Below are 22,096 nucleotides of genomic sequence, written 5' to 3' on the forward strand. Positions count from 1 at the left end.
GTTTTGCCGGGCCCGACGTCATGATGACCCACCCATTTCGCCGACGCGACCACATTTACGACGCCGCTCCCACCTGGGGTTCAGCGGCCGTTCACCGGGCACTGAAGAGGTCGAGAAGTTCCGCCTTGCCGAACATGCGTGCGGTTTCCACGGCTGACGGAGTGCCAGATTCCGGGTCGGCGCCGCCGGCCAGGAGGGCGTGGATCACGGCCTCCTCGCCCTTGAAGACGGCACCGGCGAGCGGGGTCTGGCCGCGGTCGTTCGCGCGGTCGGCGTCGGCGCCGCGCGCGAGGAGGGCGGAGACCGCGGCGGCATGGCCGTGATAGGCGGCGAGCATGACGAGGGAGTCACCCCTGTCGTTGGTGAGGTTCACCGGCACACCCGCGTCGACATAGGCGGCCAGCGCGTCGGCGTCCCCGGTGCGGGCGAGGTCGAAGACCTTGGACGCCAGTTCGATGACCTCGGGGTCCGGAGTGTCGCTCATCGGGTGGAACCGCCTCTCTCCTGCAGTGTTGGCCTGAGCACGGCAAGCGCAGCCGTACGAGTGAATCGACAGGGTACTGCCCGTTCACCGACATGACCTCGCCCCACCAAGGCAAAGATCACGGCAATACACCTCCGGCACCCCTCTAGCGCACACCGGATATTTCGCCACTCGGCGGTCCGGCCACTGTCCGCCGGTGAGGTGAAATCACCCGTTTTTCACCCGTATGCAGCTTTAGTCATATAGATACTTGCTGTGAACCTGGAAGGACTCATGGTGACTGTCCCCTCAACCAGGAGAACAACCAATGATCCTGTCCATCTCAGGCGTGGTCCTGCTCGGCATCATCTGCTTCCTGTTCTTCAAGAAGGACGGGATGAAGGCCTCGCACGCCCTCGTCAGCGCGCTGTTCGGTTTCTACCTCGCGGGCACGGCCATCGCCCCGAGCATCACGGCGGGCGGCCAGAGCCTCGCCGGTCTCCTGGGCGGGATCAAGTTCTGACGCCCTTCCGTCCCTTCCACCACTACAGGAGCACCTCGTGGCCCGGCGACCACTCCCCCGCATTCTGAGCAGCGGCAGCGCACAGATCGCTCGCAGTCGAGAGATCGCGCGGACGGCCGCCGACAGCGCCACCGACGTGCTCCATCCGCTGATCACGGTCTCCCGCGGTCTGCGGAAGCTGGCCGCGACCGCGCGCGCCAAGTGGGCCGCGACCCCCAAGGACCGGCGTGGTCCCACGTTGTTCCTGGTCGCGGCCTGCGTCATGGTCGTCGTCCTCGCGCCGTACGGCCCCCTCCTGGCCCTCGTCGCCCTCATGGGCGCGGCTGCCTGGCAGGGGCGTGAGCGCCCGGTCGTCAAGACCGGGCCGGACGACGCGGAGGCCGCCCGTCTCAGCGGTCTCTACGAAGCCCTCGTGCCGTACTTCTCCGTGGCCGACGACCCCTCCCCGCTCTTCGCCCACGGCGGCGACTGGAGCGGTGCCTTCGGGGAGTACGCCTTCGACGGGGACGGACGGCTCACCCGGCTGAGGATCGCCTACCCCCCGTACTTCACCGACGGCGAGCCCGCCGCACGCGCGCGCATCGAGCAGTTGCTGCACGCCAAGTCCGGGCGCGGTCGCGAGTACCGCTTCGACTGGGACGAGGAGGGCAACCGGCTCGTGATGAGCGTGCTGCCCGCCCTGCCCACCACCATCGCCGCCCAGCACTTCGTGACCATGCCCGGCGAGACCGTCCTCGGCTTCACCGACGCGGACGCCGTGCGGCGGACCGTGCCCGTGATCGGCGCGGACGGCACGGAGGACGCCCCCGCCGTCGTCTGGCGCACCGGCCCCCGCTCCGCCGAGCCCCACCTCCTCGCCGTCGGCCAGCCCGGCAGCGGCACCACGTCCCTGCTGCGCTCGATCGCGCTCCAGGCCCTCGCCCACGGTGACGTCCTCGTCGTCGAGGGCGGCGGGACGGGCGAGTACGCGTGCCTCACCGGACGGGACGGCGTCCTGGCCGTCGAGTGCGGCCTCTCCGGCGCCCTGACCAGCCTGGAGTGGGCGGCGCACGAGACGGAACGGCGCCTGATCTCCGCCAACCGGGCCCGGCAGGCCGGGCACGCGGCCCCCGAGGACACCCGGCGCCCGCTCTGGATCCTCCTCGACCGGCCGAGCGTCCTCGGCCATCTGGCCGCCGCCGACGGCCGACCCGACCCGCAGGACCTGCTCGAGGTACCGCTGCGGCACGGGCGCGCCGCGCAGGTCACGGTGGTGGTCGCCGAGCACTTCGACAGCGCGGACACCCTGAGCGAGGCGGTACGGACCCACACCAGGGCCCGGATCGCGCTCGGCCCGTCCTCGCCGGAGCAGATCGCGGCGGTCCTGGGCGCCGATCCGCACACCACGCCGACGCCCGAGGTCCCGGCGGGCCGGGGCTACGCGCGCCTGGGCACCGGACCCGTGCTGCGCCTCCAGGTGCCCGCCACGCCCGACCCGTACGACGAGGCGACGAGCGAGGCGCACCGGCGGGCCGTCCTCGACCTGCTCCCGGAGCGGCTCACGGCCGCCGTACCGATGGCCAAGGCCGTCCCCGCCGCCACCGCCGCCCCGGCCTCCCCCGCCGAACCGGACCCGGGCCCGGCGACCCTCCAGACCCCGGTCCCCGCCGAGGGCTGAGCCCGCTGGACGGCCGAGTGGCCGGTACGGACTCCGGGTCCGTACCGGCCACTCGCCCGTCCGGCCCGCACGCGGAGCCGGAGGGACGACACGGCCACGCGCACGCGTGGGGCAGACGGGGGCCAGGACACCCGCTCACGTCCACCCGGCCCGGCGCCGGGCCCGCCGCGCACCGTCGACGAGCGCGCCGACCGCGCTACGCCACGAAGGAGCGCGGCGGTTCCGCGCCGCCGCCGCCCGCGCCCGACTCGACCAGGCGGGCGGCGGCGGCCAGCCGGGCGGCGGCCTCGTCGGCGACCGCTCCGCCGACCGTGAAGGGCAGCCGGACGAAGCCCTCGAAAGCGCCGTCCACGCCGAAGCGCGGGCCGGAGGGAACGCGGACCCCGACCCGCTCCCCCGCCTCCGCCAGCCGGGAGCCGGACAGACCGCCGGTCCTGACCCAGAGCGTCAGTCCGCCGTTCGGCACCCAGAACTCCCATTCCGGCAGTTCCCTGCGCACCGCGGTGACGAGCGCGTCCCGGTTCTCCCGCGCCTGCTCGCGGCGGAGGGCCACGGCCTGCTCCCAGCCGCCGGTGCGCATCAGCCAGTTCACCCCGAGCTGTTCCAGGACCGGGGTGCCCAGGTCCGCGTAGGCGCGGGCGGCGACCAGCGAGCGGATCACGTCGGGGGCCGCCCGGACCCAGCCGATCCGCATCCCGGCCCAGAAGGCCTTGCTGGCCGAGCCGACCGTGAGGACGGTGGAGCCCGCCGGGTCGAAGGCGCAGACCGGACGGGGCATCTCGACGTCGTCGAGGTGCAGTTCGGTCATGGTCTCGTCGACGACGAGCACGGTCCCCGCCGAGCGGGCGGCCTCCACCAGCTGCCGCCGCTGGTCCTCGTCGGCCAGTGCGCCGGTCGGGTTGTGGAAGTCGGCCACCACGTACGCGAGGCGGGGGGCCGCGTCCCTCAGGACCTGGCGCCAGCGGCCCAGGTCCCAGCTGCCGAGGCCCTCGGACATGGCGACGGGGACGAGCCGGGCGCCCGCCTCCCGCATCAGCTGGAGGATGTTGGCGTACGAGGGGGACTCGACGGCGATCCGTTCGCCCCGCCCCGCGAAGAGGTGGCAGATGGCGTCCATGGCGCCCATGGCACCGGTCGTGACCATGATCTGCTCGGGCATGGTGGGGATGCCGCGCGCGGTGTAGCGGTCGGCGAGCATCTGCCGCAGCGCGGGCAGGCCCGCCGGGTAGTCGCCGTGCGTATGGGCGTACGGGGGCAGTTCCTCCAGGGCGCCCCGGACCCCCCGGGTGAGCCAGGGCTCGGGCGCGGGCAGCGCCGCGCAACCCAGGTCGATCATGGAACCGAGCGCTTCGGGGGGCAGCGGTTCGAGACCGCGCGCGGGCAGCGGGTTGCCCGCGGGGACGGCGGTCCAGCTGCCCGCGCCCCGCCGCGACTCCAGGAAGCCCTCGGCGCGCAGCGCCTCGTAGGCGGCGGCCACGGTCGTCCGGCTGACGGTGAGGGCGAGGGCGAGTTCCCGTTCGGCGGGCAGCCGGGCGGCGACCGGGACGCGGCCCTCCAGGACGAGCAGCCGGACGCCGTCGGCGAGGGCGCGGTAGGCGGGCGGCTTGCGGGCACCCGGGGTGGCGCTCCGGGGCCGCTGGGCCTGGAGTTGCCGGGCGAGCTGAGCAGGACCCACCGCCGAAGTCCACTGGGCCATCGAAATCAGTCCACCTTCCTCGAATTGGCCATGGTTGGCACCCGTTCCCCCGCCACAGAGTGTCATGAGCCAGTCCACTGACACCACCCTGGGGGAAAGTCCCTTGTCCATCACCTCCGGCCTCCACGGCCGGTACCTCGGCCGCCGCCTCGTCCAGCTCTACGTCGGTCTCACGCTGTACGGAGCCAGTGCGGCCCTGCTGGTCCGCAGCGGTCTGGGCCTGGAGCCCTGGGGGGTGCTCCACCAGGGCCTGGCCGAGAGGACCGGTCTGACCATCGGCGTGGTCTCGATCGTCGTCGGGGCCGCCGTCCTGCTGCTGTGGATACCCATCCGGCAGCGGCCGGGCCTCGGCACGGTCTCCAACGTGTTCGTGGTCGGCCTCGCCATGGACGCCGCCCTGGCCCTCGTGCCGGACGTGCGGCAGCTGGCCTGGCGGATCGGCCTGCTCGTGGCGGGGATCGTCCTCAACGGGGTGGCGACCGGCCTGTACATCGCCGCGCGCTTCGGTCCGGGCCCGCGCGACGGCCTGATGACCGGTCTGCACCGGCTCACCGGCCGGTCGATCCGGGTGGTGCGGACGGCGATCGAGGTGGCGGTGGTCGCCACCGGTTTCCTGCTCGGCGGCTCGGTCGGCGTCGGCACGGTCCTGTACGCCCTGTCCATCGGACCGCTCGCGCAGTTCTTCCTGCGCCGTTTCGCCCTCCCCGAGCAGGACTCCGGAAGCACCGCCGTCGCCCCCGGGACACCGGGACAGGCCATACTGCGGCCGTGACTCGCGTACGCCATCCCTATCTCGACCATCCCCTGCCCCTTCCGTTCGCCCACCGGGGCGGTGCGGCGAACGGCCTGGAGAACACCGCCGCCGCCTTCCGCCGGGCCGCCGCCGAGGGCTACCGCTACTTCGAGACCGATGTGCACACGACGGCCGACGGGGCGCTCGTGGCGTTCCACGACGCGACCCTCGACCGCGTGACGGACGCCTCGGGCCGCATCCGCGACCTCCCGTGGGCGGCGGTGCGGGAGGCGCGGGTGGCGGGCACGGAACCGCTGCCGCTCTTCGCGGACCTCCTGGAGGAGTTCCCGGAGGCCCGGTGGAACGTGGACCTCAAGGCCGAGTCGGCGCTGCTGCCGCTGGTCGACCTGGTCCGCGCGACCGGCGCCTGGGACCGGGTCTGCGTGAGTTCCTTCACCGAGGCGCGGGTGGCGCGGGCGCAGCGGCTGGCGGGGCCCCGGCTGGCCACCTCGTACGGGGTGAGCGGGGTGCTGGCGCTGCGGCTGCGGTCGCTGGGCGTCCCGGCGCCGCTGCGTCCCGGCGCGGTGGCGGCGCAGGTCCCCGAGCGGCAGGGCGGTGTCCGGGTCGTGGACCGGCGGTTCGTGCGGGAGGCGCACGCGCGCGGGCTCCAGGTCCATGTGTGGACGGTGAACGATCCGGCCCGGATGAACTCCCTCCTCGACCTGGGCGTGGATGGCATCATGACCGATCAGCTGGAGACCCTGCGCGCGGTGCTGACCGACCGGGGCGTCTGGGTCTGAGCGCGTCCCGGCGGCACCGCGCCGGGACGACGGGGACGGAACACGGGGACGGGACGAGGGGGCGGCCGTGACCGCAGGGACCACCGCGCCGGAGGAGCACGTCTCCGATCCCGGCGAACGCCGGCGGGAGCAACGGGGCTGGTACTTCTACGACTTCGCCTGCTCGGTGTACTCGACGAGCGTGCTGACCGTGTTCCTGGGGCCGTACCTGACCTCGGTGGCGCGGGCGGCGGCCGACGCCGAGGGCTTCGTGCACCCGCTGGGCGTCCCGGTGCGGGCGGGCTCGCTCTTCGCGTACACCGTGTCGGCGTCGATCGTGGTGGCGGTCCTCCTGATGCCCCTGGTGGGCGCGGTGGCGGACCGTACGGGGCGGAAGAAGCCACTGCTCGCGGCGTCGGCCTATCTGGGGGCGACGGCGACGGCCTGCATGTTCTTCCTGGCGGGCGAGCGGTATCTGCTGGGCGCCTTCCTGCTGATCGTGGCGAACGCCTCGCTCTCGGTGTCGATGGTGCTCTACAACGCCTATCTGCCGCAGATCTCGGAGCCCGACGAGCGGGACACGGTCTCCTCGCGCGGCTGGGCCTTCGGCTACACGTCGGGCGCGCTCGTGCTCGTACTGAATCTGGTCCTGTACTCGGGCCACGACTCCTTCGGCCTCACGGAGGGCGAGGCGGTCCGGCTCTGTCTGGCCTCGGCCGGTCTGTGGTGGGGCGCGTTCACCCTGGTGCCGCTGCGGCGGCTGCGGGACCGGCGGACCGGCGGCGGGACCGGGGAGTCCGGGCGGGTCGGCGGGGGCGCGGTCGGCGGGGGCTGGCGCCAGCTCCGGGAGACGCTCAGGGACATGCGGCGCCATCCGAGGACCCTGGCGTTCCTCCTCGCCTATCTGGTCTACAACGACGGTGTGCAGACGGTGATCTCGCAGGCGTCCGTGTTCGGTTCGGAGGAACTGGGCCTGGAGCAGACCACGCTCATCACGGCGGTCCTGCTCGTGCAGGTGCTGGCGGTGGCGGGGGCGCTCGGCATGGGGCGACTCGCCCGGTCGTACGGCGCCAAGCGGACGATTCTGGGCTCGCTGGTGGTCTGGACGCTGATCCTGGTGGCCGGGTACTTCCTGCCGGCCGGGGCGCCGGTGTTCTTCTACTGTCTGGCAGCCGCGATCGGCCTGGTACTGGGCGGGAGCCAGGCCCTGTCGCGTTCGCTGTTCTCGCATCTGGTGCCGCGGGGCAAGGAGGCGGAGTACTTCTCGGCGTACGAGATGAGCGACCGGGGGCTCAGCTGGCTGGGTCCGCTGGTGTTCGGTCTCGCGTACCAGGTGACCGGAAGCTATCGGGATGCCATCATCTCCCTGGTGATCTTCTTCGTGGTCGGTTCCGTCCTGCTCGCCCGGGTCCCGGTGCGGCAGGCGGTCCTGGACGCGGGGAACCCGATACCCGATCGCGTTTAGACGTGGCACCGAAAGGGCGGTAGTGTACGCGTTTGGCCTGCCAGGCGGACCGTTACTGCGTGCTGCTTTGGTGAAGACACCGGGTCACATCTGCCGCCAGATGTGACAAAACGGTCACTGGTGGGTACAACAAGGGGCGGCACGACGGGCGACGCATGACCCGGCACGGGAATCTTTACCGCCGACCGGACGTTGACCGGATAACGACGACAGCGACACCTGTCCTGTGGGCGACAAGCCCGGGAGGCACGATTCATGAGTGAGCGAGCTCTTCGCGGCACGCGCCTCGTGGTGACGAGCTACGAGACCGACCGCGGCATCGATCTGGCCCCGCGCCAGGCGGTGGAGTACGCATGTGAGAAGGGACATCGCTTTGAGATGCCCTTCTCCGTCGAGGCGGAGATTCCGCCGGAGTGGGAATGCAAGGTCTGCGGAATCCAGGCTCTCCTGGTGGACGGGGACGGACCCGAGGAGAAGAAGGGCAAGCCGGCGCGAACGCACTGGGACATGCTCATGGAGCGGCGCACCCGCGAGGAGCTGGAGGAGGTCCTCGCCGAAAGGCTGGCCGTCCTCCGTTCCGGCGCCATGAACATCGCCGTGCATCCGCGCGACAGCCGCAAGTCCGCCTGACGGACCCGGCAGGACAACGCCGCGGGGCCCGGTACACGATCCGTGTACCGGGCCCCGCGGCGTTTTTCCGTGTCCAGGACGCGCGTCCAGGACGTGTGTCCTGGACCTCCTGATCACCACGGACCCCTGACACGGGGTTCTCCGTCGCGGGCGGGCGTCCGGATCCTCCGCCCGCCTGGGAGAGCACGACGGCCCCGCCCCCACGGAGGGGCGGGGCCGTCAGGGCGTCCGGGGCCGGGGCGTCAGGGCGTCAGCGGCGGACGGGGTCCGTCGGCCCGGCGGGGGGCCTGCTCGCCGTCCTGGCGGATGACCTCGCCCGGGACGACCTTTCCGTCCGGGCGGTGGATACGGGCCTGCTGGAAGGCGTCCTGGAGGCTGCCGGAAGGGGCCGCGCTCATCCGCCGCTCGACGGCCCGCTCCGCGTACCGCCCCAGGAGGGAGCGGATCGGCGGGACGAGCAGCAGCAGACCGGCCACGTCCGAGATCAGGCCGGGAAGCATCAGGAGCAGACCGCCGAGCATCAGGAAGCCGTTGCGGTCCTCGGCGCCGGTACGCTCCGGCGGTACGGGCGCGGTGCCCGCCCGCGCCGCCTCCTGGGCCTGCTGGAAGGTCGAGGTGAGGTTGCGGAAGGCACGGCGCCCCGCCCGCTTCACGACGACGGCGCCGAGGACGGCGCCGCCGACGAGCAGGGCGAGGACGGTCAGTCCGCCCGCCGCGTCCGCCACCACCGTGAGCAGCCAGATCTCCAGGACCAGCCAGGCGGCGACGCCGAGCGGAAGGAACGTGCGCGCGCGGGAGCGCTTGGGGGCGAGGGGAGGCGGTGCGCCGGTCGTCATGGTCACCAGTGTGCCTGGCGCCCTGCCGGAACGTCGTAAAGGAGCGATCAGGAGGGCTTGCGGCCGAGCAGCTTGCCGACCTTCTCCGCACGGGCCGTCACGCCCCAGCCGGTGACCCGCCACAGCGCCTCGACGACGATGTTCCGGCTCATCTTCGAGTCGCCGATCTCGCGTTCCACGAAGGTGATCGGGACCTCGACGACGTGGAAGCCCGCGGTGACCGCGCGACGGGCCAGGTCGACCTGGAAGCAGTAGCCCGCCGAGGCCACGTCGTCCAGGCCCAGGCCCTCCAGGGTCTCCTTGCGGAAGGCCCGGTAACCGCCGGTGAGGTCGCGGATCGGCACGTCGAGCATCACGCGCGAGTAGAGGCTGCCGCCGCGCGAGATGAACTCGCGGGACTTCGGCCAGTTCACGATCCGGCCGCCCGGCACCCAGCGGGAGCCGAGCACCAGGTCCGCGCCCTTGAGGGCGGTGAGCAGGCGCGGCAGCTCCTCCGGCTGGTGGGAGCCGTCGGCGTCCATCTCGACGAGGACGCCGTAGCCGTGCTCGATGCCCCACCGGAATCCGGCGAGGTAGGCGGCGCCGAGCCCCTCCTTGCCCTTGCGGTGCAGGACGTGCACGTGGTCGTCCTCGGACGCGATCTCGTCCGCGAACTTGCCCGTGCCGTCGGGGCTGTTGTCGTCGGCGACGAGAACGTGCGCCTCGGGTACGGCTTCCCGTACCCGCGCGACGATCGGCTTGATGTTCTCCGCCTCGTTGTAGGTCGGAATGATCACCAAGGCCTTGCCGAGCGGGCCGTAACGCCTCTGGCCACCGTCGTTCACTACTGCCCCTTCGGATACATACACAGGCCCCCACCATAGCGAGGTCCCCGGCGTGCTCCGGCGGGGCGGTCGCCCGGCCCGGGTGACAGACGGGACGGAAGGGACCACCGGGACGCGGGAAGGGCGGTGCGGGGCCCGGCGTCCTTCGGTCCGACCTGGGATCCGCTGGCTGCGGGTCGACCGAGAGCCGTTGTCTACTGAACGTCCGGGCCCCACCCGGGTCGCACCTTCCACCGGAGAAACCTTCCCTCGGGCCGAGGCGCGGGCGGCGTACGGCGACTGCGGGAGGAACGGGGTCCCGGCGGACGTCCTGTGGTGGACTCGGAGAACCTACCCGCCCCCGACCGGCGACTGTCAATACCCTCTTGACCTGCGGAGACAGTTCATAAGCGCAGGCCGGAGGGGAAGATCCGCAGGTCGGGGACAAACACCCGGAGCGACCGTCCCCGGGGGGACATATCCCCACATCACACGTTCGGCCGTACGAACACCGTCTGTCCGTGCACGACCGTGCGCAGGCAGACGGGGAGGTCGGCACCGGGCGTCAGATCGGGCAGACCGGGCGTCCCGGAGCGCGGATCGGTCGACCAGCGGGCCACCCGGTCGTCGGGTGCCTGGACCACGAGTTCCGCCGCGCCCCAGATCGCGTAGTCGGCGGGGGCGCCCGGCACCAGCGTCCCGGCGTCGTCCCGGCCGACCGCCCGCCAGCCGCCCCGGGTGTGCGCGGCGAAGGCGGCGCGGACGGAGATCCGGTGCTCCGGGGTGCGGTGGAAGGCGGCGGCCCGGACGGTGCCCCAGGGGTCCAGCGGGGTCACCGGGCTGTCGGAGCCGAAGGCCAGCGGCACACCGGCGCGCAGCAGCGCGGCGTACGGGTTGAGGGTGCGGGCCCGCTCGACGCCGAGCCGGTCCGCGTACATGCCCTCGTCCCCGCCCCAGAAGGCGTCGAAGGCGGGCTGCACGGAGGCGGTGAGGCCCAGTTCCGCGAAGGCGGCGATCGTCTCGGGGGTGAGCATCTCGACGTGCTCCACGCGGTGCCGGGCGGCCCTGATCCTGGCCGGTCCCAGCTTCTCTGCGGCGGCCCTGACGCCCTCGACGACAGCCGTCACGGCCGCGTCCCCGATGGCGTGGAAGCCCGCTTGGAGACCCGCCTCGGTGCAGGCCACGACGTGTCCGGCGACGGTGACCGCGTCCAGGTGGGCGGCTCCGGTGTGCCCGGCGTCGGCGTGGTCCGCGTACGGCTCGTGGAGGCAGGCCGTGTGGGAGCCGAGGGAGCCGTCGGCGAAGAGGTCCCCGGCGGCGCCGAGCGCGCCGAGGGCGCGCGCCCGCTCCACGTCGAGGTCGGCCCAGTAGCCGACCACCCGGGGTCCGGGCTCGTCGCGGGCCAGGTCCAGGAGGCCGGTGAAGTCGTCCTCGGAGGAGATCTGCGGGCCGCCGCACTCGTGCAGGGTGCCGATGCCGAGGGAGGCGGCCCGGGTGCGGGCGGCGCGCTGCGCCTCGGTGCGCTGATGGGCGGAGACGGCGCCGAAGGCGGCGGCCCGTACGGCGTGGTGGGCGTCCCCGGTGAGCGGGCGCTGTCCGTCGTGGAAGCCGTCCAGGTCGCGGACGCCGGGGACGAGGTCGAGCAGGGCGGTGGTGACGACGGCCGAGTGGACGTCGATACGGGTGAGGTAGAGCGGTCGGCCACCGGTGAGGGCGTCGAGTTCGGCGCGGGTCAGGGGCCTGCGCTCGGGCCAGCGAGCGGCGTCCCAGCCGTGCCCGATGAGGATGCGGTCCCGGGGGCGGGCGGCGGCGTGGGCCCGGATCAGCTCCGCCGCCTCGGCGAGCGAGGCGGCCCGGGACAGGTCGAGCCCGGTGAGGGCGAAACCGGTGGCGGTGGTGTGCACGTGCGCGTCGACGAACGCCGGGGTGACCAGCGCGCCCTCCAGGTCGACCACCTCGTCCACGCCGGGGGCGAAGGCGTCGGCGGCGCCCTCCGAGCCCACCCAGGCGACGTGCCCGCGCTCCACCACCATGGCGGTGGCGAAGGGGTCGGCGGGACTGTGGACCTCTCCCCCGCGCAGCAGCACGGTGCGGTGTTCGGCGGTAGGCGCGGCAGGCATGGACTCACTCATGCGACCAGGCTAGGACCTGTCCGGACCCGGTTTGTCCGGCAGGTCCCCCCGGGCGGGCGGTCCGGGGTCAGATGCGGGGCGGCCTGGCCTCGTACGGCGTGGAGAGGACCACGGTGGTGCGGCTGGAGACCCCGGCCTGCGAGCGGATGCGGCTGAGCAGGTGCTCCAGCTCCAGCGGGGTCGCGACCCGGACCTTGAGGATGTAGTTCTCGTCACCGGCGACGCTGTGGCAGGCCTCGATCTCCGGGATGTCGGCGAGCCGGTCGGGGGTGTCGTCGGGGGCGCTGGGGTCGAAGGGTTTGACCGAGATGAAGGCGGTCAGCGGCAGGCCCACGGCCTCCGGGTCGACGACCGCGGCATAGCCGCGGATGACTCCGCGCTGCTCCAGACGGCGGACGCGCTGATGCACCGCCGACGTGGACAGGCCGGTGGCCTTGCCCAGGTCGGTGTAGCTCATGCGCCCGTCCTTGACGAGCAACTCCACGATCTGACGATCCAGCTCCTCCATGCGGTGACCCTAGTGCTCCCCGGGGACGGGCGGCAGCGCCGGGGCCACCCACTATCGACGGGTATCAGTCATAGCGGGGCACCTGCGACGGGCATGTGACGAACGCCACAGGTTTGCGCCCGCCTCCGGAGACCGCCACACGGTTATGCGGACCACCGCATGGGAAGTGCTTGCTGTGGTCGAGGCCACACAGATCCGGCCGACCCACCCGAGGGGGAGATCTCCATGCAGGAGCCTGTTGATTCGGTCGACACGTCCGACGAGCTCGACGCGTACGACACGTTTGAGATGTTCCGGGTCGTCTGCCCGGAGTGCGTGCAGCCCATCGCGCTGCTCGCGGACGAGGACGTGCTGCCGGAGCACGCGCTCTGCCCCACTCCGTGGAACCCCTTCGTGCTGACGGTCTGCCCGGGTACGGGCCTGTCGGCGGGCGAGGCCCGCCCGGCCGACGAGACCCTGGAGGTGCTGGAGCAGGACACCGCCCTGCTCCTGACGCTCCCCCAGGGCCTCGACTGGCGCACGCAGCCCTTCTCGCACGTCGGCGGTCCGGGCTCGCGCCCGATCCAGGTGCCGCAGATGCGGCGCGCGGCCTGAGCCGCCCGGTTCACCAGTAGCTTCCCCGCACCATCGCCGCGAGCGCGGCGCGGTGCAGGATCAGCGCGTCGGGGTCCTCGGGCACCTCGACCTCGCCGAAGTGGGCCTGCCGGTACGCGATCCTCAGCATCACGATCGCGTGCCGCAGGGCCGCGTAGAGGGTGTGGAACTCCATGGCGCGCGGGAGGTGCCCGGTCAGTTCGGCGTAGCGCCGCTCGACCGCGTCGCGGGACAGGAAGCCGGGCAGTCCCGGCTGGCCGAAGCCGACGGTGAGGTCCTGGAAGAAGCGGTGCAGGTAGACCGTCCAGCCGAGGTCCACCTCGCGCGGGACGCAGGCCGCCATCTCCCAGTCGAGGACGGCGGCGGGGGTGAAGCCGTCGTACACGATGTTCCCGATGCGCGCGTCGCCCCAGCCGAGGACGGCCGGGCCCTCGTCGGCGGGCCAGTGCCCCTCCAGCCACTCGAAGGCCGACTCGATGAGCGGCGAGCGCGCGAGACCTTCCACCACCCAGGCGTAGTAGGCGCGTTGGGCGTCGACGTGGCGGCGCAGCGGGGTTCCCCGGCCCTCCGGGAGCAGGAAGGCGGCCTCCGCCACCGGGAACTGGTCGTGCAGCCGCGCGAGCACGGCGACGGACTCGGCCTCCAGCCGGGCGCGTTCGGCGTCGGTGGCGGCGTGCAGCCAGTTCCCCTCGTACGTATAGGGCATGACGTCGGGCGGGACGCGGCCCTCGGCGCGGGCCATCACGAAGAACGGGGCGCCGAGCGGCCCCGGGTCCTCCTCCAGCCACAGCACGCGCGGCACGGGCACGTCGGTGTGCTCGCCCACCAGCCGCATGACGCGGTGCTGCCGGGCCATGTCGTAGACGGGGAAGACGGTGTACGCGGCGGGGTCGGCGGCCAGCCGGAGGGCGCAGCCGCGGACCGGGGCGTCCGGGTGGTCGAGGTCGAAGAGCAGGGTCTCGCTGGACATGCCGTTGGAGCCGGGTACGGCGAGTCCGGTGACGCGGGCCCCGGGCAGGTGCCGGTGCAGCCAGGCGGTGAGCCGACGGCCGAGTTCCTCGGGGTCGCGGGTGGTGGTCCGGGGGCGGGGCGCGGAGGTCAAGGGGGGCTCCTCAGAGGGCCGTTGACGTGTGGTCGGCGAATCCGCTGGGGTCGTGACGGCCGAAGGAACCGTGTTCGAAGATGCCGTACCCGGTGCGGCCGTCGAGGGTGAAGCGGGCGGAGTGGTCGGTGACGCCGTACGCGGCGGCGGGATGGGCCGCCGGGTCAGAGAGGTCGTAGACGCGCCGGTCGGTCCAGTCCCTGCCCCGCCAGGTGCCGTGCTGCCAGTCGGTGGCGGGCGGGTAGCCCGCGCCGACGGCGAGCGGGGAGGAGGCGAGGACCTCGACGCCGATCTCCAGGGGTTCGCCGCCGGGGTCGGTGAGGCGCACGGTGGCCCGTTCGGGGTGGCGGGTACCCGGGCGGTACGTGATCTCGGTTCGGGGCCAGCCGAGTTGGACGTCGCGGCGGCCCTCGCGCACGAGGAGCGCCTCGTTGAGGGTGCGGTAGCCGTCGGCGTCCTCCTGGGCGATGACCATGAGGAAGCGGTCCTCGAAGCGCATCGGTATCCAGAGCCAGTGGAAGCCCTCGGGGCGGAACTCGGTGGCGCGGCCGGGTTCTTCGCCGGGGATCGGGCGGACGCCCCAACTGCGGTCGCGGGTGCCGGTCCATCCGTCCGGGGTGACGGCGAACTCCCGGCCACCGGCCCGGACGGTGCCCGCGCAGTGTCCCGCCTGGACGAAGCGGCGGCCTTCGAGGGTGAGCCGGCCGCCGTGGCGCTGGGTGTGGTGGGGTTCCCAGACGGCGGGGAAGTCGCCGGTCCAGGCGATCTCGTAGGAGAGCCCTTCCGGGTCGGCGGGGTCGGCGGCGCAGGACAGGGTGAGGCGTCGGAGGGGTTCGTCGACGGTGATGGTGAAGGGACCGACGGAGAGGTTCGTGCGGTCGTCGCCGAGGGCGTCGGAGGCCCGGACGGCGTGCAGCCGGTCGCCGACGCGGAGGGTGGCGTAGGCGTCGACGACCCCGGCGTTGGGGTAGACGCCGAGACCGGCGATGAGCAGGGCGCGGCCGGTGTGGTCGAAGACGTGGAAGATGCACCGGTCGTAGGCGTTCCGGTCGCCGCTGACGTGGTGCTTCATGGAGAGCGGGGCCTGGTGCACGGGGTATTCGTCGAGGGCTACGGGCCGGTCGTCGTGCCGGTGCGCGGACATGGCTGACCTCCTGGTCGGCGGGGGCTCCCGGACAGGCGTCTGACGGTATGTCAGTTACGAGCCGAGGGGCCAGTGCCGTGCACCGGGTAGCGGGTAGCGGGTAGCGGGTGAACTGTCGCTCGAATCCGTTCGGCGGTGACCGGGGCCGCCGGGGCGCGTTGGTCCGGGCATGACCACGCTGTTCACCCCTCCCAGCGGTCTCGGTCGGCACCGGCAGACCGGACCGCGCATTGAAGAATCGGTTCCTCTCCCGGTGTCGGCGCCCGCCCCGGCGGAGACTCCCGTACGGGAGCCGGTGCGGCAGCCACCGCCCGCCGCCGTCTCCGCGCCCCCGCCCGCCCCCGTACCGGCGCGGGTCCCCGTCCTCCTGCCCTCCGACCCGCCCCTCTACAGGGCGGTGCTGTCGCTCTGGGCGAGCCAGGGCCGGACCCTGCCCGGCCACCACGACCAGGAGTGGACCCGTCCGGCCACCGGTCCCGTCCGACCGGACCGGACCGTACGAGTCGACGGAACCCTGACCCGACCGGGTGACGGACGATGACGAGGCTCCGGGACTGAGGACCTCCGACCGCCCGAAGCCGCCCTCGCGCGGGGGCGGATCAGCGTCGTGCGGACACACGGCGCCGATGACGGACGGAGCGGGCACCCGTACGGACGTCCGTCACGCGCCCGGGACCGGTTCGCTCGCCATGCCGTCGCGGTTCCAAAAGCCGTCGACCATCAGGGTGTTGTTGGGGCTGACGCCGGGCGGGATGGGGACCTCGTACTTGGGGTATCCGGCGACCCGCTTCGGGTAGGCGACCTCGGCAGGCTTCCCGCCGGACACGTCTCCAGCGCACGGCGAGTTCAGCCATGTCTGAAAGTTCTACTGCTCAGGGGCACTGAGTGGGGAAGCACGGGCCCGGAGGTGTCGGTGGGGCTTATGGGTTGTACGCGAGGTCCGTTCAGCGGCCGGTAGCCCACGCGAACCAGGAGAGGCACCCGGATAAGCGGTGCGAGGAAGGGCGGCAGGGGCGGAAAGGGTAGGGATCCGCCCCCGTCAGGCTGCGGCATGGGGACCTTGACCTGCGGGCTGTCGGGCGCCGGTGGGATGTTCCCCAGGTGCGCGATGCGCATGTCGCCGGTGACGAGCTCACGCAGGCCGCCGTCGTGTCCCTCGCCGCCGAACTGCGGTCGTCCCCAGATGGCGAGCGGCTCTCCGAAGAGGGGGCTTTCCTCATCCGGGATCTTCTTCGGCGCCGTTTCGATGTGATCCGCGTACGCGTCGCAGGCGTGGGCGATCATCCGACAGGCGGACGGCAGGTCCGCCATCAGGGTCTCGTCCTCGCCGACCTCGGAGGGAGGCGGCGTCTTGCCGACGAACATGGTGAAGAAGGTCTGGACGGCTGCGGCGGTCTCGCCGAGCTGCCGGGCGGTCGCGGTACGCCAAGCGCTCTCGGAGTCCCCGTACGCGTCGCCCGGTGGCCTTCAGGATGGCGGCGCCCGCACCGTTCGCCATCGCCTGGCGAGCGAGGCCGACCGCCTCGAAGGCGGTCTTCGCGGCCGGCTTGTGGACGACGGCGAAGGCCTGGCCAGCATTGTCGTCACCCGCCATCCCGCCATGAGCGCTGAGTTCGGTGAACAGCAAGACCCAGCGTCGTAGATCAGGTCTCGCAGCCGCACCATGGACCACGAGGCGTTGACGTAGTTCCCGGCCTTGTGCTGAAGATTCAAGACCCCCCGTGCCCTCGGCCACCAGGATGTTCGATGGACCGTACACCTTGATGTGGAGAGGAACTCCGCCACGCCGGGCATGCGGACCATCTGTGGTCGGTTCCTGTCGAAAACGCCGCCGGTACCACCGCTGGAATCTGATGCGCTTCCAGGCCCTTGGAGCCTCGGTCAGAACGGTACTCGGCTATATGGATGGCTCCCCCTTGAGCAGGAGCCACCTTGCTTTCATACGCGGCGTGACCGGGCTCACTTCCGCGGCTACGTATCGGACTCGAAGGCTGTCACGTCGTACTGGTGTGTACAGCCGTTCACCATGCAAGGAGCTGTGAAGTGGCGCCTGAACCCGATCTGTCTCCCGCGCTCGACGTGCTGCCGCACTCTCTGCTGGCGGTGGCTCAGGCGGCACGCCGTGAGTTCCTGATTGCTCTGGAGCCTTTGCGAGGCGAGCTGTTCAGATACTGCCGTCGTCTGACCGGAAGCATGTGGGATGCCGAGGATCTGGTCCAGGAGACGCTCACCCGAGCCCTCACGCGCGCTGCGCAGTCCCACCAGCAGGTCGAGCGCCCGATGGCCTGGCTGGTGCGGATCGCTACGAACGCCTATCTCGACCAGGTCCGACGTCCCGCCCCGCTTCTCGTCGAGCCCACCGAGCGTGCGGCACCTGCCCTCGCCGACCCGGCCGAGGTGCGGGACGCGCTTGCGGAGATGACCACGCTACTGGCACCCCAGGAACGTGCGACTGTCGTTCTCAAGGATGTCTTCGACCTGCCCCTGAAGGAGATCGCCGCCATGCTCAGCACCACCGAGGGGGCGGTCAAGGCCGCACTGCATCGTGGCCGCGGACGGCTCACCGACCCGGACCGGGCCGCCGCGCTCGCCCGCCGTGCGGCTCCCGACCGCGACACCCTCGATGCCCTTGCGACAGCGTTCACCGCGTACGACCTGGACAGGCTGGCCAAGCTCTTCACCGAGGACGCGGTCAGTGACGTCATCGGGATGGCCCACGAAGTCGGGCGGGATCAGATCGCCGCCGGCTCGCTGCGCCACACGCTCCACCTGGAGACGTCCGTCCGATGGCGCGCCGAAGTCCGCGAGCTGGACAGCGACCCGCTGGTGCTGATGTGGGCCACCCCGACCGACGGCGACGGACCCGAGGCGGTCGAGGACGTCCTGCGCGCGGAGACAGCCGACGAGGGCATCACGCACCTTCGCTGGTACTACTTCTGCCCGCACGTCCTGGCAGAGGTCAGCAACCGACTGGGTGTTCCTTACCGAACCCACGGCCACGGCCTGTAGGGCATCAGCCGTCGGCCTGGGAATCAGGAATCGCTGCTCGCTCCGCGAGGAGTCGATGCAGGCGCTCGGCTGGGGTGTCCCAGCCGAGCGTTTCACAGGGCCACCCGTTGGGTTAGGCGGAGACGATGCCCAGGTACTCACGGGTGTGCCGGGACGGATCGGCCCCCTCTGGAAAGTACTGCCGCGGCAGTCCGTTCGCATTCTCGTTCGAGTCGCGCTGTCAGAGGTAGGCCGGTTCGCAGGAGTGGCATCTGGCCGCTTCTACGAGACCGCCGACCCGCCGCCGGCCTTGGCGTCCCCCGCCTGTCGGGCGACTGGCAGTATGGGCGGGTGACTGCTGAGGTCTTGGGACACTGGGTGCCGGACCATCCCGAGGATGTGGACACGATTTTCGCCGAGGCGGACTTCCCGCGGTGGATCGCCGGTGGTTACGCAATCGAACTCGCGGTTGGACGCGAGCTGCGCGCACACGGTGATCTCGACATCCTGGTGCCCGCGTACGGGAATTGCTGGCCGGCTGGGACCTCTAGTTGCGGACCCGCCCAGCCACGGGCAGCTGAGAGCGTGGCGTCCTGGAGTGGTCCTTCGGCAGCCGCTCCACGACATCTGGTGTCGGCGACCCGGGACAAGGACGGGACCGACTTCGAAGCGGCACTGCCGCTGCTCGATGCTCCGGCACGCGCCTGGCCAGCGGGCGCATCAACGTGATCGCGGTCCCTGTGACCTCCATGATCAGATTTCGTTGGGGAACTGGCCCTTGGCGCTGAGGAGGTGGCTGACCCCAACCGCGCCCATTGGTGCTGGCGAAGATGATGCACAGTCGCCCTCAGCGCCGCACGATCAGCTCGACTCAGACGTAACCCTTCGAACACTCCGTCACTGGGCGGTCAGCAACTCGCTGATCTCTTCAGCACATCCCCACGAGAGCGTGACGCCGGCGCCTCCGTGCCCGTAGTTATGCAAGACCACGGTGCCGTCCTCCGCCCGCTCTGCTTCCACGCGGACTCGGGCCCGGGTCGGTCTGGCACCGATCCGGTGCTCCAGGACGCGGGCCTCGGCGAGGCGGGGTTCGACCTCGGCGCAGCGGGCCAAGATATTGGCCGCCGCCTTGTCGTCAGCCGTGAGGTCGCCTTCGCCGTCGATGGCGGTGCCGCCCAGGACGACGGTGTCGCCGTGGGGGTAGAAGCACAACAGGTCCGGGGAGAGGCCAGTGTCCTCGGAGAAGAACTCGGTCAGCCCTGGGTTGGTGACGACGACATGCTGGCCGCGGATGGGCCGAAGGTCGTGATCCGGGACCAGTTCCTGGGCACCAAGGCCCGTGCAGTTGACGATCACGGAAGCAGGCGTGGCGTCTGCGAGCGAGGCCACGCGGCGCCGCTCAACCGATCCTCCAGCGGCGTCGAGCCGGCGCAGGAGATAGGAGAGGTAGGGCGGCATGTCGATCAGCGGCACCGTGAACCGGTAGCCGACCGAGAACCCTGCCGGCAGTTCGGCCGGCTCACACGGCCGGAAGCCGGGCAGGGTGGTGGCCCAGTCCGGTGGCACCTCGGCCGTGCGGGACGCCTCGATGCCGCTGGTGAGCCGGACACCCGTCGAAGGGTCCTCGGCCAGTTCCCGGAAGATCTCCAGGGACCGCTGCCCCCATCGGTCGACCTTGTCCTTCGGCTCGACCAGGTACGGCCCCCACATCGCCCCGGCCGCCAGCGAGGTGACACCCGGCACCTGCTCGGCAATCACGTGCACCGAGGCTCCGGCCTCGGCGAGAAGGACGGCGGTGGTGAGCCCCGTCACCCCAGCCCCGACGACGACAACACGCTCCCCTACGGTCATGATCCCGACCCTAACGGCCAGGTGACGTCAAGGGGGCATGTTCGGCAAGGGCGTGCTCCAGGGCCGGCAGGAAGCTGTGCACATGGGAGTTGCGCTGTCGGCGGCGCAGGTCCGCGGCGAGCTGGTGCAGCAGGGCCGCGCTGCGAGGTGAGCGCACGACGTCGAGGCGGTCGGCGACGATCTGGCCGACCTCGCAGGCGGCCTCTAGGTCGCCATGAGCGCTGTGGCCCAGGGCCAGCCAGGCTCCTTCGAACATAGCCCTGCGCTGGCTGGGGTCGCCACGCGGGACGTCGTATGCCCCAGTCCGGAGCATCTCCGTCCCCTGGGCGAGATAGCGCCGTGCCCTTGTGCTGCCGTCCGCCTTGAGCTGGGCTCGGCCCATCTGGATGAGCCCATAACCGGCCTGGCAGTCCAGGTGGTTGTCGGTGAGGAAATACATCCAGCGAGGCTCCTCCCGGCCGCCGTCTCGGCTGGCGATCAAATCACGGGCGCCTCCACGGGTGTGCGCGAAGTCGTTGTCGCGGCCGGCGGCGGCGTACGCGTAGGCGAGCCGCGACAGGACGGATGCCCGTACGACAGGCGGGGCGGCGTCGCCGGCGCGGCGGGCGGCCTCGCCGAGGGCGATGGCATCCGCGGGGTGGCCCCGACTTGCCGCCTGGAAGGAGAGGTCGCCGAGGATGTGGGCGCACAGGGGCAGGTCGTTCACCTGGTGCGCTGCCCGCAGCGCGGTGGCGAAGTAGCGCTGTGCCAGGCCGTGGTCGGCGGCGTCGAAGGCCATCCAGCCAGCCAGCTGGCCGATCTCGGCGAGCGCACGGATGAGGCGGCTCGCGACGGCGGGAGCATGACCGCCTTCGCGGATCAGCAGCCCGACCGCACGGAACTGGGCACCCACGTAAGGGAGGTGACGTGCCCCACCGTGTTCGTCGTCTAGCACGGAGAGCATGGGCAGGTGCTGTTCGACCTGGTCCACGAGTGGATCGGCGCCAGGGGAGGGCGTGATCCGGGGCGCGTACTGGCCGCGCCCCGCAGTTCCGTCGAGGTACTGGGCGACGATCGCGAGGAGCCCCGCGCCCGAGATCGCGAGGAAGCGGCGCCGGTCGACGAGCCCTCCCATCACCCAGTCCTCCACGATCGCCTCCATGCCCTGCACGCTCCAGGGCCGTGCGAGATCCGTGTCGGCCGGAACAAGTGCCGAGGAGTCGCCGACGCGGCCCTGCCAGAGTTCGGCCACCGAGACAGGTCTACCCAGTTCCTGGGAAAGCACGTAGGCGGCCATCATCGGTAACGGCAAGCGCGGCAGCGAGCCTGCGTCTCGCCAGTGGTACGGCGCCGACTCGGCCACCGTCCCCGCTCCGAAGACCCTGTTGAGCTTCCGAGCGAGCGCCTTCGGGCTCCACCCGAGCTCGTCGAGGCACCGCGCCAGTACGGCGTTGGGTTCCCCTGCCTGCGGTGCCACGTGCGACCACCTCTTGCCCCAGTGGTTCGTCCATCACTTCTCGCGCTCCCTCATGGTGACGCCCCCAGGCGGCTGATTCACCTGCTTCTCAAGGAAGTTGACCGAGTTGACCCGTTGATCGGGTCCTGCGCGACCAGCCTCCTCCGGTGTTCTTGGATCCCGGCGGAAGGCGCCGCCTTCGGTGCCGACGGAGAGAGGGGTGGGCCTTGAGACACCGCACGGGCACTTCCAGAGACCATCCGGGCAGTGTGCTGGAGATCGGTACCGGGCGAGCAACCTCCGTCGCCGGACAGGGCGGCGTCGACGCCGCCGACGCGACCACGCTGATCACGGATCTGCCGTACGGGCCGAAGGCGGCCGAAGTCGCGCGGGAGGCTGTGGCGGTCGCCCTCCACGACGCCGAGGCGGACCTGCTTGATGACGCCCGCCTGATCACGTCGGAGCTCGCGACGAACGCGTTCGCCTCGGGCAGGCCGCCTCTGGTCCTGTGCGTCGACCGCAGGAGTCAGACCGCCGGTGACCTGGAGGTCGAGATCACGGTCACCGACGGCGGCTGCTCTGACCCTGCGCCCTGCTCTCCTCCAGCTCCTGAGGAGGAGGCCGAATCGGGACGAGGGTTGGTCATCGTCGAGGCATTGGCCGATGCCTGGTCGCTGACGACCGGTAATCACGGCACCCGTGCCTGGTGCCGACTCAGGCGCGGGTCCCACCACTCGCCCGACGGCACCCATTGATG

24 protein-coding genes and 1 pseudogene are annotated in these 22,096 nt (G+C 71.7%); 12 read left to right on the forward strand and 13 right to left on the reverse strand.

All coding sequences use genetic code 11. The features are described from left to right. Positions 1–91 precede the first annotated feature (91 nt). Entirely contained in the window at positions 92–484 is a 393-nt protein-coding gene (locus tag ACFXGN_RS15475; RefSeq protein WP_384858653.1) for an ankyrin repeat domain-containing protein, read from the reverse strand. Between the two features lie 307 nt (positions 485–791). On the opposite strand from ACFXGN_RS15475, the gene ACFXGN_RS15480 reads away from it, so the two are divergent. Both ACFXGN_RS15480 and ACFXGN_RS15485 read left to right on the forward strand, forming a co-directional pair. Further along, the gene (locus tag ACFXGN_RS15480; RefSeq protein WP_015032212.1) at positions 792–986 is read left to right on the forward strand and encodes a hypothetical protein; all 195 of its coding nucleotides are present in this window, start codon (positions 792–794) and stop codon (positions 984–986) included. A 37-nt stretch (positions 987–1,023) separates the two neighbouring features. Then, positions 1,024–2,643: a hypothetical protein gene (locus ACFXGN_RS15485; RefSeq protein WP_384858656.1), complete on the forward strand. Its 1,620-nt coding sequence runs from the start codon at positions 1,024–1,026 to the stop codon at positions 2,641–2,643. A gap of 196 nt (positions 2,644–2,839) precedes the next feature. On the opposite strand, the gene ACFXGN_RS15490 is transcribed toward ACFXGN_RS15485, so the two are convergent. After that, positions 2,840–4,339, reverse strand: a complete 1,500-nt coding sequence (locus ACFXGN_RS15490; RefSeq protein WP_384858659.1) for a PLP-dependent aminotransferase family protein — start codon at positions 4,337–4,339, stop codon at positions 2,840–2,842. A 64-nt stretch (positions 4,340–4,403) separates the two neighbouring features. Between ACFXGN_RS15490 and ACFXGN_RS15495 the strand changes: the two genes are divergently transcribed. The 4 genes from ACFXGN_RS15495 to ACFXGN_RS15510 all read left to right on the forward strand — a co-directional run bounded on the left by ACFXGN_RS15495 (position 4,404) and on the right by ACFXGN_RS15510 (position 7,946). Further along, positions 4,404–5,111: a YitT family protein gene (locus ACFXGN_RS15495; RefSeq protein WP_384858662.1), complete on the forward strand. Its 708-nt coding sequence runs from the start codon at positions 4,404–4,406 to the stop codon at positions 5,109–5,111. Then, positions 5,108–5,872, forward strand: a complete 765-nt coding sequence (locus tag ACFXGN_RS15500; protein WP_384858665.1) for a glycerophosphodiester phosphodiesterase family protein — start codon at positions 5,108–5,110, stop codon at positions 5,870–5,872. Before ACFXGN_RS15495 ends, ACFXGN_RS15500 begins: the two co-directional genes overlap by 4 nt. Before the next feature lie 67 nt (positions 5,873–5,939). After that, a complete protein-coding gene (locus tag ACFXGN_RS15505; protein WP_384858667.1) occupies positions 5,940–7,316 on the forward strand; it encodes an MFS transporter in 1,377 nt (458 codons plus the stop codon). A gap of 255 nt (positions 7,317–7,571) precedes the next feature. After that, positions 7,572–7,946, forward strand: coding sequence for an RNA polymerase-binding protein RbpA (locus ACFXGN_RS15510; RefSeq protein WP_015032218.1), 375 nt, complete (start codon positions 7,572–7,574; stop codon positions 7,944–7,946). Positions 7,947–8,188: 242 nt separating this feature from the next. On the opposite strand, the gene fxsA is transcribed toward ACFXGN_RS15510, so the two are convergent. From fxsA to ACFXGN_RS15530, 4 genes are all read right to left on the reverse strand, one after another. Further along, positions 8,189–8,782: an FxsA family membrane protein gene (gene fxsA, locus ACFXGN_RS15515; protein ID WP_384858671.1), complete on the reverse strand. Its 594-nt coding sequence runs from the start codon at positions 8,780–8,782 to the stop codon at positions 8,189–8,191. A 47-nt stretch (positions 8,783–8,829) separates the two neighbouring features. Continuing rightward, on the reverse strand, positions 8,830–9,606 hold the full coding sequence (locus tag ACFXGN_RS15520) for a polyprenol monophosphomannose synthase (protein WP_384858674.1): 777 nt from the start codon (positions 9,604–9,606) through the stop codon (positions 8,830–8,832). Between the two features lie 467 nt (positions 9,607–10,073). Continuing rightward, a complete protein-coding gene (locus ACFXGN_RS15525) occupies positions 10,074–11,717 on the reverse strand; it encodes an amidohydrolase (protein ID WP_384858677.1) in 1,644 nt (547 codons plus the stop codon). Positions 11,718–11,784: 67 nt separating this feature from the next. Then, entirely contained in the window at positions 11,785–12,225 is a 441-nt protein-coding gene (locus ACFXGN_RS15530) for an Lrp/AsnC family transcriptional regulator (protein WP_017242178.1), read from the reverse strand. A gap of 225 nt (positions 12,226–12,450) precedes the next feature. Between ACFXGN_RS15530 and ACFXGN_RS15535 the strand changes: the two genes are divergently transcribed. Continuing rightward, positions 12,451–12,819: a hypothetical protein gene (locus ACFXGN_RS15535; protein WP_351787682.1), complete on the forward strand. Its 369-nt coding sequence runs from the start codon at positions 12,451–12,453 to the stop codon at positions 12,817–12,819. A 10-nt stretch (positions 12,820–12,829) separates the two neighbouring features. On the opposite strand, the gene ACFXGN_RS15540 is transcribed toward ACFXGN_RS15535, so the two are convergent. Further along, on the reverse strand, positions 12,830–13,921 hold the full coding sequence (locus ACFXGN_RS15540; protein ID WP_384858681.1) for a phosphotransferase family protein: 1,092 nt from the start codon (positions 13,919–13,921) through the stop codon (positions 12,830–12,832). Positions 13,922–13,931: 10 nt separating this feature from the next. Further along, positions 13,932–15,065 (reverse strand): hypothetical protein, encoded by a 1,134-nt coding sequence (locus tag ACFXGN_RS15545; protein WP_384858682.1) that lies wholly within the window; start codon positions 15,063–15,065, stop codon positions 13,932–13,934. Between the two features lie 169 nt (positions 15,066–15,234). Here ACFXGN_RS15545 and ACFXGN_RS15550 point away from each other — a divergent pair, with 169 nt between their 5' ends. After that, a complete protein-coding gene (locus ACFXGN_RS15550) occupies positions 15,235–15,606 on the forward strand; it encodes a hypothetical protein (protein WP_384858685.1) in 372 nt (123 codons plus the stop codon). 120 nt (positions 15,607–15,726) lie between these two features. On the opposite strand, the gene ACFXGN_RS15555 is transcribed toward ACFXGN_RS15550, so the two are convergent. Further along, positions 15,727–15,891, reverse strand: a complete 165-nt coding sequence (locus tag ACFXGN_RS15555; protein WP_384858687.1) for a restriction endonuclease fold toxin-2 domain-containing protein — start codon at positions 15,889–15,891, stop codon at positions 15,727–15,729. A gap of 20 nt (positions 15,892–15,911) precedes the next feature. Next, entirely contained in the window at positions 15,912–16,430 is a 519-nt protein-coding gene (locus ACFXGN_RS15560; protein ID WP_384858690.1) for a hypothetical protein, read from the reverse strand. On the opposite strand from ACFXGN_RS15560, the gene ACFXGN_RS15565 reads away from it, so the two are divergent. Together ACFXGN_RS15565 and ACFXGN_RS15570 are read left to right on the forward strand one after the other, a co-directional pair. Continuing rightward, the gene (locus tag ACFXGN_RS15565) at positions 16,417–16,707 is read left to right on the forward strand and encodes a hypothetical protein (protein WP_384858693.1); all 291 of its coding nucleotides are present in this window, start codon (positions 16,417–16,419) and stop codon (positions 16,705–16,707) included. The two genes, ACFXGN_RS15560 and ACFXGN_RS15565, sit on opposite strands and share 14 nt — an antisense overlap. A gap of 401 nt (positions 16,708–17,108) precedes the next feature. Beyond that, on the forward strand, positions 17,109–18,074 hold the full coding sequence (locus ACFXGN_RS15570; protein ID WP_384858695.1) for a sigma-70 family RNA polymerase sigma factor: 966 nt from the start codon (positions 17,109–17,111) through the stop codon (positions 18,072–18,074). A 4-nt stretch (positions 18,075–18,078) separates the two neighbouring features. On the opposite strand, the pseudogene ACFXGN_RS15575 reads toward ACFXGN_RS15570, so the two are convergent. Continuing rightward, positions 18,079–18,294: pseudogene (locus ACFXGN_RS15575) on the reverse strand (IS30 family transposase); the annotation flags it as partial. A 158-nt stretch (positions 18,295–18,452) separates the two neighbouring features. On the opposite strand from ACFXGN_RS15575, the gene ACFXGN_RS15580 reads away from it, so the two are divergent. Continuing rightward, positions 18,453–18,782, forward strand: a complete 330-nt coding sequence (locus ACFXGN_RS15580) for a nucleotidyltransferase domain-containing protein (protein WP_384859168.1) — start codon at positions 18,453–18,455, stop codon at positions 18,780–18,782. Positions 18,783–18,950: 168 nt separating this feature from the next. Here the strand turns inward: ACFXGN_RS15580 and ACFXGN_RS15585 are convergent, their stop codons facing one another. Together ACFXGN_RS15585 and ACFXGN_RS15590 are read right to left on the reverse strand one after the other, a co-directional pair. Continuing rightward, a complete protein-coding gene (locus ACFXGN_RS15585) occupies positions 18,951–19,904 on the reverse strand; it encodes an FAD-dependent oxidoreductase (protein WP_384858698.1) in 954 nt (317 codons plus the stop codon). A 10-nt stretch (positions 19,905–19,914) separates the two neighbouring features. Further along, on the reverse strand, positions 19,915–21,360 hold the full coding sequence (locus ACFXGN_RS15590; protein ID WP_384858701.1) for a carph-isopro domain-containing protein: 1,446 nt from the start codon (positions 21,358–21,360) through the stop codon (positions 19,915–19,917). Positions 21,361–21,608: 248 nt separating this feature from the next. Here ACFXGN_RS15590 and ACFXGN_RS15595 point away from each other — a divergent pair, with 248 nt between their 5' ends. Further along, positions 21,609–22,094, forward strand: a complete 486-nt coding sequence (locus ACFXGN_RS15595; RefSeq protein ID WP_384858704.1) for an ATP-binding protein — start codon at positions 21,609–21,611, stop codon at positions 22,092–22,094. Positions 22,095–22,096: the final 2 nt, after the last annotated feature.

This window comes from Streptomyces sp. NPDC059247 (assembly GCF_042754005.1).
Classification (GTDB): domain Bacteria; phylum Actinomycetota; class Actinomycetes; order Streptomycetales; family Streptomycetaceae; genus Streptomyces.

Coding starts and splice junctions, on each gene's coding strand:
- ACFXGN_RS15495 (WP_384858662.1), top strand. CDS start 4,404: ATGAGCCAGTCCACTGACACCACCCTGGGGGAAAGTCCCTTGTCCATC.
- ACFXGN_RS15510 (WP_015032218.1), top strand. CDS start 7,572: ATGAGTGAGCGAGCTCTTCGCGGCACGCGCCTCGTGGTGACGAGCTAC.
- ACFXGN_RS15535 (WP_351787682.1), top strand. CDS start 12,451: ATGCAGGAGCCTGTTGATTCGGTCGACACGTCCGACGAGCTCGACGCG.
- ACFXGN_RS15545 (WP_384858682.1), bottom strand. CDS start 15,065: ATGTCCGCGCACCGGCACGACGACCGGCCCGTAGCCCTCGACGAATAC.
- fxsA (WP_384858671.1), bottom strand. CDS start 8,782: ATGACGACCGGCGCACCGCCTCCCCTCGCCCCCAAGCGCTCCCGCGCG.
- ACFXGN_RS15475 (WP_384858653.1), bottom strand. CDS start 484: ATGAGCGACACTCCGGACCCCGAGGTCATCGAACTGGCGTCCAAGGTC.
- ACFXGN_RS15525 (WP_384858677.1), bottom strand. CDS start 11,717: ATGAGTGAGTCCATGCCTGCCGCGCCTACCGCCGAACACCGCACCGTG.
- ACFXGN_RS15530 (WP_017242178.1), bottom strand. CDS start 12,225: ATGGAGGAGCTGGATCGTCAGATCGTGGAGTTGCTCGTCAAGGACGGG.
- ACFXGN_RS15480 (WP_015032212.1), top strand. CDS start 792: ATGATCCTGTCCATCTCAGGCGTGGTCCTGCTCGGCATCATCTGCTTC.
- ACFXGN_RS15490 (WP_384858659.1), bottom strand. CDS start 4,339: ATGGCCCAGTGGACTTCGGCGGTGGGTCCTGCTCAGCTCGCCCGGCAA.
- ACFXGN_RS15550 (WP_384858685.1), top strand. CDS start 15,235: ATGACCACGCTGTTCACCCCTCCCAGCGGTCTCGGTCGGCACCGGCAG.
- ACFXGN_RS15560 (WP_384858690.1), bottom strand. CDS start 16,430: ATGTTCGTCGGCAAGACGCCGCCTCCCTCCGAGGTCGGCGAGGACGAG.
- ACFXGN_RS15585 (WP_384858698.1), bottom strand. CDS start 19,904: ATGACCGTAGGGGAGCGTGTTGTCGTCGTCGGGGCTGGGGTGACGGGG.